11 protein-coding genes and 1 tRNA gene are annotated in these 13,081 nt (G+C 66.9%); 3 read left to right on the forward strand and 9 right to left on the reverse strand.

The window, feature by feature from the left end; translation table 11 throughout:
- Nucleotides 1–9: 9 nt before the first annotated feature.
- From J0A91_RS09410 to J0A91_RS09425, 4 genes are all read right to left on the reverse strand, one after another.
- Nucleotides 10–1,116 carry a glycosyltransferase family 4 protein gene (locus J0A91_RS09410; protein ID WP_069204699.1) on the reverse strand — a complete coding sequence of 369 codons (1,107 nt, stop codon included), beginning with the start codon at nucleotides 1,114–1,116 and terminating at the stop codon, nucleotides 10–12.
- The gene (locus tag J0A91_RS09415) at nucleotides 1,113–2,603 is read right to left on the reverse strand and encodes an oligosaccharide flippase family protein (protein ID WP_169833112.1); all 1,491 of its coding nucleotides are present in this window, start codon (nucleotides 2,601–2,603) and stop codon (nucleotides 1,113–1,115) included. The genes J0A91_RS09410 and J0A91_RS09415 overlap by 4 nt, the downstream gene beginning before the upstream one ends.
- Nucleotides 2,590–4,584: an acyltransferase family protein gene (locus J0A91_RS09420; RefSeq protein WP_069204701.1), complete on the reverse strand. Its 1,995-nt coding sequence runs from the start codon at nucleotides 4,582–4,584 to the stop codon at nucleotides 2,590–2,592. The genes J0A91_RS09415 and J0A91_RS09420 overlap by 14 nt, the downstream gene beginning before the upstream one ends.
- A gap of 235 nt (nucleotides 4,585–4,819) precedes the next feature.
- Nucleotides 4,820–6,766: an OPT family oligopeptide transporter gene (locus tag J0A91_RS09425; protein WP_069204702.1), complete on the reverse strand. Its 1,947-nt coding sequence runs from the start codon at nucleotides 6,764–6,766 to the stop codon at nucleotides 4,820–4,822.
- 111 nt (nucleotides 6,767–6,877) lie between these two features.
- Between J0A91_RS09425 and J0A91_RS09430 the strand changes: the two genes are divergently transcribed.
- Nucleotides 6,878–7,708 (forward strand): diacylglycerol/lipid kinase family protein, encoded by an 831-nt coding sequence (locus tag J0A91_RS09430; RefSeq protein ID WP_069204703.1) that lies wholly within the window; start codon nucleotides 6,878–6,880, stop codon nucleotides 7,706–7,708.
- 14 nt (nucleotides 7,709–7,722) lie between these two features.
- Complete coding sequence (locus J0A91_RS09435; protein ID WP_069204704.1) at nucleotides 7,723–8,490, forward strand: metallophosphoesterase family protein; 768 nt, start codon at nucleotides 7,723–7,725, stop codon at nucleotides 8,488–8,490.
- A 120-nt stretch (nucleotides 8,491–8,610) separates the two neighbouring features.
- Here the strand turns inward: J0A91_RS09435 and mtnA are convergent, their stop codons facing one another.
- From mtnA to J0A91_RS09460, 5 genes are all read right to left on the reverse strand, one after another.
- The gene (gene mtnA / locus J0A91_RS09440) at nucleotides 8,611–9,642 is read right to left on the reverse strand and encodes an S-methyl-5-thioribose-1-phosphate isomerase (protein WP_069204705.1); all 1,032 of its coding nucleotides are present in this window, start codon (nucleotides 9,640–9,642) and stop codon (nucleotides 8,611–8,613) included.
- 84 nt (nucleotides 9,643–9,726) lie between these two features.
- Nucleotides 9,727–10,374 carry an acireductone synthase gene (gene mtnC, locus J0A91_RS09445; RefSeq protein WP_069204706.1) on the reverse strand — a complete coding sequence of 216 codons (648 nt, stop codon included), beginning with the start codon at nucleotides 10,372–10,374 and terminating at the stop codon, nucleotides 9,727–9,729.
- Entirely contained in the window at nucleotides 10,371–10,910 is a 540-nt protein-coding gene (locus tag J0A91_RS09450) for a 1,2-dihydroxy-3-keto-5-methylthiopentene dioxygenase (RefSeq protein ID WP_069204707.1), read from the reverse strand. Before J0A91_RS09450 ends, mtnC begins: the two co-directional genes overlap by 4 nt.
- A complete protein-coding gene (locus J0A91_RS09455; protein ID WP_069204708.1) occupies nucleotides 10,907–11,524 on the reverse strand; it encodes a methylthioribulose 1-phosphate dehydratase in 618 nt (205 codons plus the stop codon). The genes J0A91_RS09450 and J0A91_RS09455 overlap by 4 nt, the downstream gene beginning before the upstream one ends.
- Nucleotides 11,525–11,546: 22 nt before the next feature.
- Nucleotides 11,547–11,620 (reverse strand) — tRNA-Gly (locus tag J0A91_RS09460).
- A 95-nt stretch (nucleotides 11,621–11,715) separates the two neighbouring features.
- Between J0A91_RS09460 and J0A91_RS09465 the strand changes: the two genes are divergently transcribed.
- A complete protein-coding gene (locus J0A91_RS09465; protein ID WP_069207185.1) occupies nucleotides 11,716–13,020 on the forward strand; it encodes a methyltransferase family protein in 1,305 nt (434 codons plus the stop codon).
- The last annotated feature ends 61 nt before the right edge of the window (nucleotides 13,021–13,081 follow it).

The raw sequence follows: 13,081 nt of genomic DNA on the forward strand, positions 1-13,081 counted from the left end.
GCGGGCCGGTCAGCGGAGCTGATCGACAAGCGCGCGGAATCGCCGGGCACGGATGTTGAAGCTGAACTGCTGTGCATAGAGCGCGCGGCCCTGGTCGGCGATGGACGCGCCGAGCGCTCGATCGGCCAGCACCGTGTCGATCGCGCGCAGCCAGTCGGCGGGATCGTCGGGATCGCACAGCATCGCGCTGTGGCGATCCGCGACCATCCGCGTCACCGAGGGAATGCGCGACGCCACCACGATCCGCCGTGCCGACAGGTATTCGACGATCTTGAGAGACGAGAGATCGTCCGCGCGCACGAAGGGCGATCCATCACCGCCGAAGCCGGCGCGTTCATAGGGCGCGAGACCGACTCGGAAACTGGCCAGCGCGGCGCCGACATCGCTCGGGTTCACATAGCCGGCGAGCGTGGCGTTGGGGAGCGCCGCCAGCCGCGCCGCGGTGGGCGGGTCGCGCGATGGATCGCCATACAGGACGACGCTGTAGCGGGGTGCGAGCCGTGCGATCGTCTCAATGAAGCCGACGCCCTTGCCGGGCATGAAGCTGCCGATAAAGCCAATATCGTACAGCGGCTCGACTTTGGCGTCCGCACCGAAGTCGCGCGCCGCACTGGCGATGATCGCAGGTTCGCCGCCCTTGGCGCGAAGCAACGGGTCAAGTTCATCGACAACGCCTTGCGATAGCGCCGCGATGCGCAGCCGGTTCGGCTGGACGAGATGGAGCAGGCGCCGCCACAGCGGCCAATGTTTGAAGGTGTTCGAATGCTGGTGCAGCTCCAGCACGGTTCGCCGCCCCAGCAGTGCGGTGAGGATCGCGACCTGCGGCATGCGGGTGATGACGATTGCGCGCGCGAGCTCGGCATGGCGCGCGGCGGCGGCGAAGGCCGGATACCGCCGGGCGCTATCGGGTACGTCGAGATGTCGGAACGTGACACCGGGATGCGGCTGGTAGGTTGCTGCGATTTCGGTCGCCGTGCCGCCGCCGGTGGGGGATACCACGCACACGCGTTCCCCGGTGGCGGCGAGCGCGGAGCATAGCCCGATCACCGCACCCGAATTGGCGGCCTTGTTGGGCAAGGTCTGTCCGTAGAGATAGAGGATCGTCGGGCTGGTCACGCGCCGCGACCGCGCGTGAGGATGATCGTGCGCAAGGTGCGCTCCACCAGCCACGGCGGCGCGGTGAGCAGGATCGCGCCGACGAAGCAGACATCCGCCGCCGCGATCAGCAGCTCGCCGGGCCAATAGCTCAGGCATGCGACTGGGATCGCCAGCAGGAGATGGAACGCCACCAGTAGCGAAGCGAGCGCGGCGGCGCGGACGTGGATCATGATTACGCGGCCGATGCTCGCGCGGATCAGCCGAACCGCCTGTCTCAACGACAGCAGATAGAACAACCATACCGCGACCGATGTGCTGAGCGCGATCCCGGTTGACTGCCAGCGCACCGCGATCAGCGCGCCCGAACCCAGCGCGATGAGATAGAGCAACTGCCGCACCGCCGCCGAGCGTGCACGGCCGAACCCGACCAGTACGCTTTCCGAAACCTTGTAGCCGCAGCGCGCGACCAGCGCCGAGAACAGGATTTGCACGAGCGGGATCGTCGCCAACCATTGCGTGCCGAGCAGCGCGCGCACGATCGCTTCGGCATGGAGGCAGGCGAGCGCGCCCGCGACCGCGAACACCGGAACCGCCACCGCCAGCGCGCGCTCGAACGTGTCGCGCGCGCCGCCGCCGCCATCCTGCAACCCCGCGAACATCGGCACCAGCACACGCTGCATAGGCCCGCTTGTCGCGGAGACGGCGATGTCGAGCAGTCGCCAGCTTCGCGAATAAAAACCGAGCTGGGTGAGGCTGAGGACATGCCCGGCAACGAGGTTGGTGCTGGAGAGCGCCGCCCAGTTGAGCAACTGGTTGAGCGCGAAAAACCCCTCGGTCGCGCCGAGTTCGGACAGTCCCGCACGCGATATCGTGATGCGCCACGGCAGCCGCGCCTTGCGGGCGACGATGACCGTCTCGACCAGCCCCATAGAGATCGTGCCCAACAGTAGCGACCATGCGCCACAGCCGGCAATCGCGAGTGGCACCGACACGATCAGCGATCCGAACGGCGCCGCGACCAGCGAAGCGAGCGAAATCTCCTTGTAGCGCCGTTCCCGCTGCAACACCGCGCAGGCGATCACGAACACCGCGCGCAGCAGGATGACGATCGTCGCGGCGGCGATGAGTTCGGCGAGCTGGTCGATGTGAAAGAAGCGCTCGATCAACGGCGATCCCGCGATCAGCGCCATCGTCAGCGCCACCGCGACGAGCAGGCAGTTGCCGAGCGCGACCCGCACCCGCTCGCGGTCAAGCTGCGGGCTGCGGATGATGCCGACCCCGAACGTGCCGTCGAACACCGCCACCGACAGCGAGATGACGATCATCACCGGCACCAGTTGGCCGAATTGCTGGGGCGTCAAAAAGCGCGACAAGATCGCGGTGGTGACGATCGACAAAGCGATGTTGCTGGAGCGCCCGGCGATCAACCAGGCGAGCCCGCCCGCGATGCTATGTCCGCCGGGCCGGCGTGTGCCGTCTCGCGCGGTCACTTCAAGACTGGGCATCATCACGTCCAATCGCGGTTCGCGCGGGACCTTTCAACAGTCTCATCGCGAGCGCGGCGAGCATGGGTTCGAAGGCGACGTTGCCGGCCGCACTCGGGTGTGACTCGTCCCAATATAGCGGCGTTCCCGCGGCATCGGTCACGGCGCAAAACGACCGGCATGTAACGCCGGCAGGATCGGCGACGGCATCTGGTCGTGTTGCGTTGATCGCCCGGTTCAGCGGGGCGAACGTGGCGTGATAGTCGGCCAGGCTGTAGCGCAAGGGTGCGAGGCTGTTCCGCGCCAGCGCGCGGGCGAGCGATGTCGGCGCGCCCGGCAACGAACGAACGACACCGATCCGGACCCCCATCGCGCGGTAGGCAGCGATCGTCCGGGATAACGCCCGCGCGACATTGTCGAAGCGCGAGGCGGTATCGCGACTGGTCCGCCCCTCGAAGACGGTATTTTTGGCGATGAGTTGGTTGCGCCAATTGGCAATGATGATGATGGCCACCGGCCTGATGGTGCGGACATACTCCACCATCGCCGCACTCGCGGCCGCGCAGCCACGCGATGTCTCGACCCGCTCGAGACCGATAAGCGGTGCGCAGCCCGGTTTCGAAATCAAGCGGGCGGGGATACCCAGCCCGTCGACCACACTCGAAAACGCAGGCTTCAGCGCCATAGCTTCGGAATCGCCGAGGATGACCAGGCGCGGTCGCCCGGCCGGGCCGATATCGCAAACGCCGACCTTCCTGCGTGCGCCGATCTTGTGCGCCGCGCCGCAATCATACGCCGCTTTCATCGCGGCGCCTTCCCGTCTCGATTGATCGGCCATTCGGGTCTGCAACGGTGTGAACCGGCTAGGCAGGCCGTCGCTTGCGATCAGTATCGCGGCGACGGTCACCCCGGTCGCAAGGCAGGCGCCGCCGAAGCGCCATACCAACGCCTCGCCGCCGCTCTTGCGCAGCGGGCGTTCGACGAAGCGCCATGACGCGGTGGCGATTGCGACCGAAAGCAGGATCGCGACCACGGCCAGCGTGGGCGACATCGGTATGCCGAATTTGAGACCGAGGAAGACGATGATCGGCCAGTGCCAGAGATAGAGCGAGTAGGAGATCAGGCCGAAGAACCGCACGTCGCGATTCGACAGTGCCGTCGCGCAGGAGGTTCCGCGGCTTGCCCACAGGATCGCTGCCGCGCCGGCGCACGGCGGCAGGGCGGCTAGGCCGGGGAACAGCATCGATTCCTGATAGGTGAACACGGGAACCAGGATCGCGCCGACCCCCGCCCATGCCAGCGCGGCGGCGTATCGGCTGCAATAGGCAGGGACGACTGCGATCAGACCGCCGATCAACAACTCCCAGGCGCGCGTCGGCAGCATGTAGAAGGCAGTGCTGGGAAAGCGGTGTAGAATGACCTCGCTGACAGCGAGCGATCCGACGATGCCCACCATCAGGATCGGCCGGATCGCGCGCGGAGCGTAGCGGACGATTAACCAGAGCAGCAGCGGGAAGCCGATGTAATATTGCTCCTCCACCGCCAGCGACCAGGTGTGCAGCAAGGGTTTGGTCGCGGATTCCGCGTCGAAATACCCGTCCTCGTTCCAGAACAGGATGTTCGACGCGAACAGGCAGGTGGCGAGGATCTGGCGCCCGAAGGCTGCGAACTCATCGGGAAGAAGCAGAAAAAACCCGATTGCCGAACTCGCCGCGATCATCGCGAACAGCGCCGGGAATAGCCGCCGGATACGGCGTTCGTAGAATTTCAGGATGCTGAAGGTGCCCGCGGCGAGCTCACGATGGAGAATCCCGGTAATCAGAAATCCCGATATGACGAAGAACACATCGACCCCGACGAAGCCGCCGCTGAAAGCCGGCACGCCAGCGTGAAACAGGACCACCGGTACGACCGCCAGCGCGCGCAATCCATCGATCTCGGGCCGATATCGCAGTGCTTCGCGCGAGTGGACGTGCCCCGCGTCCGGCCTGTTTCCATGCATGAACGTCTACCCCCGTCTCCGCATTCGGGAGTGTTTCCCGAACTCAGGCTGCGAGGATGCCTGTATCACTTTGCCAACGCTTTGTGCGGTGCAGCGCGGATGAGACTGCGCGGTTTTGGCGGCAATTCTTGCGCAATGGCTCGCGCGGGTCCGGGTTATGCGAACCCTTTTTCGAGGGTGGTCTGCAAGATCCTGATTGGATGCAGCTATGCCGGCTGAGCGAACATCGTCGCGGCTACCGCGCGACCGCCATCGTCCGGCGATACAGGCCGGCTGCCAGCGCGATGAAGCATAATGTCCCCGCGATCAGCGCGATGCCTGCGAAGCCCGGCCCGACCAGCGCGAGCGGCGCGTCGCTGCCGGTGAGATACACGATGAACGCGAACGCCACGCCCCACAGGCTCTCGCCGACGATCAGCCCGGTCGCGGTCAGCGTCCCCATCCGCTCCGCCACTTCGGGATTGCCGCTGCGCCGCGCCCAGCGATCGTAGAAGAACCCGACCACCGATCCGGTAACGGTCGGCAGGATCACCGACATCGGCAAATAGATGCCGAGCGCGACGCCGAGCGGCGGCAACCGCAGCAGCTTGAGCCGGCCGAGCAGCTCGTCGAGCACGATCAGCGCCACGCCCGCGAGCGCACCATAGCCAAGCATCGTCCAGTTCGCGTCGCCTGACAGCACGCCCTTGGCCAGCGCGGAGATCAGCCCCGCTTGCGGCGCCGCCAGCGCGTTCGGCCCGGCGCCGGGCGCACCGACGAAGCCGATGCCGGTGTTGAGCACGTTGAGCACCGGCGGGATGATGAGCGAGCCGAACACCACGCCGATCACCAGCGCGACCTGCTGCTTCCACGGCGTCGCGCCGACGAGCTGGCCGGTCTTGAGATCCTGAAGGTTGTCGTTCGAAATCGTTGCGACGCCGAACACGATGCCGGTGACGATCAGTGCATAGGCGATCAGCGCGCGCGTGGTGTCTTCGCCGGGATGCTGACCGAACAGCCCGACCAGCAGAAGCGCCGAACCGATCGCGGCGAGGATGCCGATCCCCGATACCGGCGAATTCGACGCGCCGATGAGGCCGGCCATATAGCCGCACACGGCCGCGATCATCAGCCCGGCGACGAGGATGAAGACGAGCGCGCCAGCGATCAGCAGCACCGCCGATCCCGATAGGGCGCCGCCTGCCAGCACGTCCCACAGCAGCCACACGATTGGCAGCAACGTCAGCAATGCCGCCGCGCCGACCCACAGGATCGGCAGGTCGCGCTCTTCCAGGGCGAGCGTCTCGCCGCCTTTGCGCGCGGCACTCGCCGCCAGCGCGGAGCGAACACCGCCGAGAACCGGCCCGGCGATGCGCAGCAGCGTCCAGATCGCCGAAATGCCGATCACGCCGGCGCCGAAGAAACGCACCTGCCCTTTGAAGATCGCCCCGACCCAATCGGCAACGTCACCCGGCATCGGGTGATATGCGGTCATCAGCGGCACCAGCACGAACCAGCCGATCACGAGGCCCAGCCCCATTGCCGCGCCGACCGAAATGCCGACGAGGTGGCCGACGCCGAGCAAAGCGAACGACAGGCTCCCCGAAATCCCGGTAGCGCCCGCGCCGACGCGGAAAGCGGTGGCGGCGGTGTCCGTGATGATCTTGGTCTGAGTGGCGATCGCGAAGCCCGCCGAGGCGAGGCTGTTGACGACCAGCACCTTGAGGCCGCGCGCGCTTTCTTCGCCACCCTCGCGCGAGCCTGCGCCGACTTCGAGCACTTCGGCGGCGGCGACGCCCTCGGGATAGGGGAGGTCGGTATCGACCACCAGCGCACGCCTGAGCGGCACCGAAAACATCACGCCAAGGATGCCGCCGGTCGCGGTGATGAGCGCGGTCTGCACATAAGGGAAGCCTTGCCACCAGCCGATCATGACGAGGCCGGGCAACACGAAGATGATCGCCGACAGCGTGCCCGCCGCGCTCGCGATCGTCTGGACGATGTTGTTCTCGAGGATCGATCCGCCCGGCAGCAGCCGCAGGATCGCCATCGAGATCACCGCCGCGGGTATCGACGTCGCGAAGGTCAGCCCGACCTTGAGGCCGAGATAGACATTGGCGGCTGTGAAGAAGAGCGTGATGATCCCGCCGAGGATAACACCGCGAAAGGTGAGTTCGGCGAGGGGCTTGGCGGTGGTCTGCATTGTGAGAGGTTGCCCGATCGCACGAAGGAAGCACAGCCCTTTTTCTCCCTCCGCCTTCGGGGAGAGGGCCGATGGAATGCGGCCTTTTGCAGATCCGCGCGTTGGCGCGGCATGAAGACCATCTGGTTCATCACCAATCCGGCCTCCGGGTCCGCGACCGCCGCCAAGGTCGAGGCGCTCGTCGCGGTGTTCGAGGAGCGCGGGCTGGCGCTGGTCGGCCGAACCGCGTTTCCCAAGGACGACCTGCCGACCGGCGAGGAACTCGACGCGGCCGGCGCCGATACCGTCGTGCTGTTCGCCGGTGACGGGACGATCAACGCCGCCGTCTGCGCGCTCGCCAAATGGAGCGGCGCGATCCTGATCCTGCCGGGGGGCACGATGAACCTGCTCGCCAAGGAGCTGCATGGCAATGCCGATCCCGCCGCGATCATCCACGCCGCGCATGAATACGGCGAGATCGTCGCGCTCCCGTTCGTCGAGGCGGGGCAGCACCGTGCGCTGGTCGGGCTGATTCTCGGCCCGGCGACGAGCTGGGTGCATGCGCGAGAACTGGTGCGGTCGGGCAAGCTGCGCGGCCTCGTGCGGGCGCTACGGCATGGGATACGGCGCACCTTTTCGCGCGGCATCCGGCTGGAGGGTGTGCCGGGGCTGGAGCATCGCGCGCAGGCGGTGTTCGTGCGGCCGGGCAGGGCGCGGCTCGATATCGCCGCGGTGGATGCGCGCGATTTCCGCTCGATCGCCGCGCTCGGGTGGGAGTGGCTGACCGGTGACTGGGTTGCCGCGCGCGCGGTGACGCAGGTATTCGCCGAGCGCTTCCGCATCGGCAGCCGCAAGCCCGTGCTCGCGCTGTTTGATGGCGAGCCGGTGATGCTCGATCCCGCCACGCAGATCTGCGGCGGCGAGACGAGGGCCATGTTCATACGCACGCTGAAGGCAGGCTAACCGGGGAAAATGCGATGATCCGACTGTTCCATGTCAGCGACGTGCATTTCGGGCGCGAGGACCGGGCGGCGATCGCGTGGTTCAATGACGTCGTCCACAAGGAGCAGCCCGATGCGGTCGTGATGACCGGCGACCTGACGATCCGGGCGCGCCGTCGCGAGTTTGCCGATGGTCTTGCCTGGTTGCAGGGGCTCGGCGTGCCGGTGACGGTCGAGGTCGGCAACCACGATCTGCCGTACTTCAATCTCCTCGAGCGATTCTTCCGCCCGTACCGGCGATATACCTCGGTCGAACAGATGATCGAACAGCCGCTCGAACTGCCCGGCGTGACGATCGTGCCGATGGTGACGACGGCGCGGTTCCAGTGGCGGCTCAACTGGTCGAAAGGCTATGTCGCGAAACGCGAACTCGCCAAGGCGGTCGCGCTGACGCGCGCGGCGCGGCCGGACACCCGCGTCTTCATCGCGTGCCACCATCCGCTGATCGAGCCGCACACGCGCATGTCCGCGCAGACGCATCGCGGCGCCGAGGCGTTGCAGGCGCTTGCCGAGGCCGGGGCGGGCGCGGTGCTCACCGGGCACGTCCACGATCCGTTCGATATCGCGCATGATGCCGCCGGCTATCCGATCCGGCTGATCGGCGCGGGAACGCTGTCGGAGCGCACGCGTGAGACGCCGCCGTCGTTCAATGAGATCCGCATTGGCGCGGAGGATTTTTCGGTCAAGGTTCGCACGCTCGCGCCGGAACCGGATGTGCGGCTGCCGGTGGAGCGCGTGGCGTAGCGGTCCATTGTGGGCGTCCCTCTCACACCGTTCGCCCTGAGCCTGTCGAAGGGCGTGCTACGCAACGCAGCGTTCTCGGCACGTGCTTCGACAGGCTCAGCACGAACGGGGAGGGCCGGATTAAATTTTGTCGAGTAACCCCCGCTCGGTCAGATAGCCGGTCACCAATCGCGCCGGCGTCACGTCGAACGCGGGGTTCGCGGCACGCGACGCTGTGACGCGGATGCTGCCGCCTTCGCCCGCGACATGAGTCACCTCTTCGCCGCTGCGCTCCTCGATCGGGATGTCCGCGCCGGTCGCGGTGTTGGCGTCGAAGGTGGTGTAGGGCAGTGCGACATAGAAGGGCACATCGTTGTCGTGCGCGGCGAGCGCCTTCAGATAGGTGCCGATCTTGTTGCAGACATCGCCGTTCGCGGTGACTCGGTCGGTGCCGACGATCACCGCATCGACTTGCCCGCGCATCATCAGGTGCCCGCCGGCATTGTCGGCAATGACGGTGTGCGGGACGCCGTGCCCGGCCAGTTCGAATGCGGTGAGCAAGGCGCCCTGGTTGCGCGGGCGAGTCTCGTCGACCCAGACATGGACCGGGATGCCAGCATCGTGTGCGAGATAGATCGGCGCGGTCGCGGTGCCGTAATCGACGGTTGCGAGCCAGCCGGCGTTGCAATGGGTGAGAATGTTGAGCGGCCGGTCGGGGTGCTTGGCGTGCAGATCGCGCAGCAGCGCGAGGCCGTGCTCGCCGATCGCCTTGTTGAGCGCGACATCCTCGTCGCAGATGGCGTCCGCGCGCGCGAAGGCGGCTTGCGCGCGCTCGGCCGGCGGGAGCGACCGAACGGCTTTGGCGACTTGTTCCAACGCCCAGCGCAGGTTGACCGCGGTCGGCCGCGCCTCGGCGAGCAGCGCGAAGGCGGCGTCGAGGCTCGCGTCCGAGCCATCCTCGGCGAGCGCCATCGCGAGGCCATAGGCGGCGGTCGCGCCGATCAGCGGCGCGCCGCGAGTCCACATCTCGCGAATCGCGACCTCGGCGTCGCGTGCGGAGCGAAGCTCGACCCAGACGATCTCCCAAGGCAACCGACGCTGGTCGAGGATGCGCGCGCCCGTGCCATCGGCGGTGCGGGTGATCGAACGCTGGTGGGTGTTTTCGAGGATCATGCGACTCTGGCTCTCACATCCATTCGTCCCGAGCGACGTGGAGGGACCGGCGGAGGGGCCTCGACGTCGCTCGGCACGAACGGTTCAGGGTTGGGTCTCGGCTACGGATATGTCGTCGAACGTCGCGATATCGCCCATGCTGCCCGCGCGGTCGATCAGCAGCGCCTGCATGCCCGCACCCCGCGCGGCGGCGATCTCTTCGGCGATGTCGGACAGGAACAGGATTTCATCCGCTGCCACGCCGATCGACTCGGCGATCTTCGCATAGGACGCCGACTCGCGCTTCGGCCCCGTGGTCGTGTCGAAATAGCCTGAGAATAGCGGGGTCAGATCGCCCGCATCGCTGTGCCCGAACAGCAGCTTCTGCGCGGCGACCGAGCCGGACGAGAACACGTACAGCGCCACCCCGGCCGCGTGCCAGCGGCGCAGCGCGCTCACCGCATCGGCATAGACATGGCCGGTGAACGCGCCGCTCGCATAGCCGTCCGCCCAGATCATGCCTTGCAGCGTCTTGAGTGGGGTCGCCTTGCGGTCCTCGTCGATCCAGCGCAGCAAGGTCGCGATCGGATCGCCCGGCTCGGCCGCTTCGACTTCGGCGAGGATCGGCGCGGTCTCGGCCGGGTGCGCCGCCACATAGGCCGGCAGATGCGCGCGCGCATAAGGAAACAGCACGTCCGCGACGAACGACAGGCTCGTCGTGGTGCCCTCGATATCGGTGAGGATCGCCTTCACGCGGTTGCCGGTTCGTGGCGCGGGAAGCGATCGGCGATGGCATCGCCGGTGAAACGCGCGATCCAGCCGTCGGGGTTGCGGAACAGTCGGATCGCGGTGAAGCTCGGCGACGGCCCCATGTCGAACCAATGCGGCATACCCGCCGGCACCGAGATCAGATCGCCCTGCGTACACAGCATGTTGAACACGCGCCCGTCGGCGTGGAGCGTGAACAGCCCTTCGCCGGCGACGAAGAAGCGCACCTCGTCCTCGCCGTGGGTGTGCTCGGACAGGAACTTCTGCCGCAGGTTCGCGCGCTCGGGGTGATCGGCGGTCATCGTGATCGTATCGACCGACAGATAGCCGCCTTCGGCCTTGAGCCTTGCGATTTCCGGCGCGTAGGCGGCGAGGATGTCGGTGGAGCCGGTCTCGCGAGTCGCCCAGCGTTCGAAGCGCACGCCGACCGGCGCGAGTTCGGTGGCGATCCGCTCGCCATCTTCGGTGTCGAGCAGCGCGGTGCCGCCATCGGCTTCGTCAAACACCTGCAAGCGGCTCATGCCCTGAAACTCCTCTCGGCGCGTTCGGTCGCGACCATGAATTCGATCGCCTCGATAACGCGCTCGGCCTCCGCCATGTCACGGCCCCAGCCGTACAGGCCGTGGCTGCGGATAAGATAGGCGGGCGGTGCGCCCGCCGCCAGCAGCGCGGGGGTGATCGCGCCGTCGATCACCGCCATGTCCTGACTGTTGTCGACGATCGGCAGGACGACGGACGCATCGTGCGTGGGATTGCCCGGCAACGCCTTGAGCATCTCGTGCCCGGTGAAGGTGAAGCCATCGCCCGCGACCGCGCGACTCAGCCCGACGCTGTCCGGGCTATGGCTGTGCAGCACCGCGCCCGCTTCCGGGAACAATCGATAGATGGCGAGGTGAAGCGCGGTTTCCGCCGAAGGCTTTTTGCCGTCGAGCGATGCGCCATCGGCGGAGACGCGCATCACGTCCTCCTCGCCCAGTCGTCCCTTGTGCCGCCCCGACACCGTGACCGCGAAACTGCCGTCGTCGAGCCGCACCGAGTAATTACCCGATGTCGCTGGCGCCCAGCCCTTGCCGTCGAGCCAGCGCCCGACCGCGACGATCTGCCGTCTCGCCTCGGGGAAGGAGATGGCGGTCATGCGTGCGCTCTACCGGAAAAGGTGGAGCGGGTAACGGGAATCGAACCCGTGTATTCAGCTTGGAAGGCTGCTGTACTACCATTGTACTATACCCGCGTTGCGCGGGGAGATACCGGCAAGCCACGGGCTGCGCAAGCACCCTCGAAGGGCTTTACGCTGCGCTAACCCTTGCCGCGCTACAGCTCGGCGTGATGTTTCACCATACCGACCTCGCGCGCGCCGCGCGCCCCGCCGATCCCCGGCCGCGTTCGGCGGTGAGCACAGGCTGCGGACTGGCTGGTCTCGTCGGGCTGCTGCTGTGGGTGGCGCTCGCGCGCAGCTATGGCATGGACGGGCCGTATTCGGCGCTGGTGAACGTCGTCGCGTGCGGGCTGCCGATGGTGCTGTGGTCGGTATTCGTCGACAAGGTCCACCGCAACGCCTCGAGCGGAATCGACTGGTCGGCTGCCAAGCCGCTGCGCGCAACCTATGAGATCAGCCTGACCAAACTCGCCGGGCTGTGGCTCACCTGGGCGGGAATCGGCGTGATCTACGGGCTGGAACGCTTCTATTGGGAGGGCAATTACAGCTTCGCGATGGGGTGCCTCGGCGTCGCCGCGCCGGTGCTGTTCGTAGCGTCGATTCCGTATGTGCTGTGGCTCGACCGCTATCTGGTCGCGCCGAAGGATGGCGCCTGGGCGCTTGGCGCATGGCTGATGGGCCTCGACGAGTCGATCGATCGCGAGGCAATCTACGGCCATTTACGGGCGTGGGCGGTGAAGGGGTTCTTCCTCGCGTTCATGCTGGCGATCGTGCCGCCGGGCTTCGGCGACTTCATTCGCGCCGACACGGGGCTGGTCCTCCACGATCCGGTCGCGCTCGCCAATTGGCTCATCACCTTGATGTTCGTGATCGACGTCGCCTTCGCGACGGTCGGCTACATCCTGACGCTGCGCCCGCTCGATTCGCACATCCGCAGCGCCAATCCGTTCGCGGCGGCGTGGACGGCGGCGCTGATCTGCTATCCGCCCTTCGTGTTGATGGCTGACGGGGGCGTGCTCGATTACCACCCCGGCACACGCGGGCCGGACGGCTGGACGATCTGGCTGGGCGGCCACCCGATCCTGCTCGCCGCGACCGGCGCGGTGCTGGTCGCGCTGACCGCGATCTACGCCTGGGCGACCGTGGCGTTCGGCCTGCGCTTTTCCAACCTTACACATCGCGGGATCCTGACGCACGGGCCGTACCGCTTCACGCGGCACCCGGCCTATCTGTCGAAGAACCTGTTTTGGCTGATCTCGACTTTGCCGTTCCTGACGACGGGCAACTGGATCGACGCGGTGCGCGCGACCGGGCTGATGGCGGTGACGGCCGGCGTTTATTACTGGCGTGCGAAGACCGAGGAACGCCATCTCGGCATGGACCCGGCGTATCGTGCCTATTCCGAGTGGATGGCGCGCAATGGTGCGGTGCCTCGGTTGTTCGATTGGGTGGCGGGCAAGCGGCGGAGCGGATAGAATTTTCGACCGCCACCCTGCATCCGCTCGTGCTGAGTAGTGATCGAGTAGGCGCTTGCGC

This window comes from Sphingomonas panacis (assembly GCF_001717955.1).
Taxonomy (GTDB): domain Bacteria; phylum Pseudomonadota; class Alphaproteobacteria; order Sphingomonadales; family Sphingomonadaceae; genus Sphingomonas; species Sphingomonas panacis.

Excerpts from the sequence above, each read along its gene's own strand:
- J0A91_RS09415 (WP_169833112.1), bottom strand. The coding sequence starts at position 2,603 with ATGCCCAGTCTTGAAGTGACCGCGCGAGACGGCACACGCCGGCCCGGC.
- J0A91_RS09420 (WP_069204701.1), bottom strand. The coding sequence starts at position 4,584 with ATGCATGGAAACAGGCCGGACGCGGGGCACGTCCACTCGCGCGAAGCA.
- J0A91_RS09425 (WP_069204702.1), bottom strand. The coding sequence starts at position 6,766 with ATGCAGACCACCGCCAAGCCCCTCGCCGAACTCACCTTTCGCGGTGTT.
- J0A91_RS09430 (WP_069204703.1), top strand. The coding sequence starts at position 6,878 with ATGAAGACCATCTGGTTCATCACCAATCCGGCCTCCGGGTCCGCGACC.
- J0A91_RS09435 (WP_069204704.1), top strand. The coding sequence starts at position 7,723 with ATGATCCGACTGTTCCATGTCAGCGACGTGCATTTCGGGCGCGAGGAC.
- mtnA (WP_069204705.1), bottom strand. The coding sequence starts at position 9,642 with ATGATCCTCGAAAACACCCACCAGCGTTCGATCACCCGCACCGCCGAT.
- J0A91_RS09450 (WP_069204707.1), bottom strand. The coding sequence starts at position 10,910 with ATGAGCCGCTTGCAGGTGTTTGACGAAGCCGATGGCGGCACCGCGCTG.
- J0A91_RS09455 (WP_069204708.1), bottom strand. The coding sequence starts at position 11,524 with ATGACCGCCATCTCCTTCCCCGAGGCGAGACGGCAGATCGTCGCGGTC.
- J0A91_RS09465 (WP_069207185.1), top strand. The coding sequence starts at position 11,716 with ATGTTTCACCATACCGACCTCGCGCGCGCCGCGCGCCCCGCCGATCCC.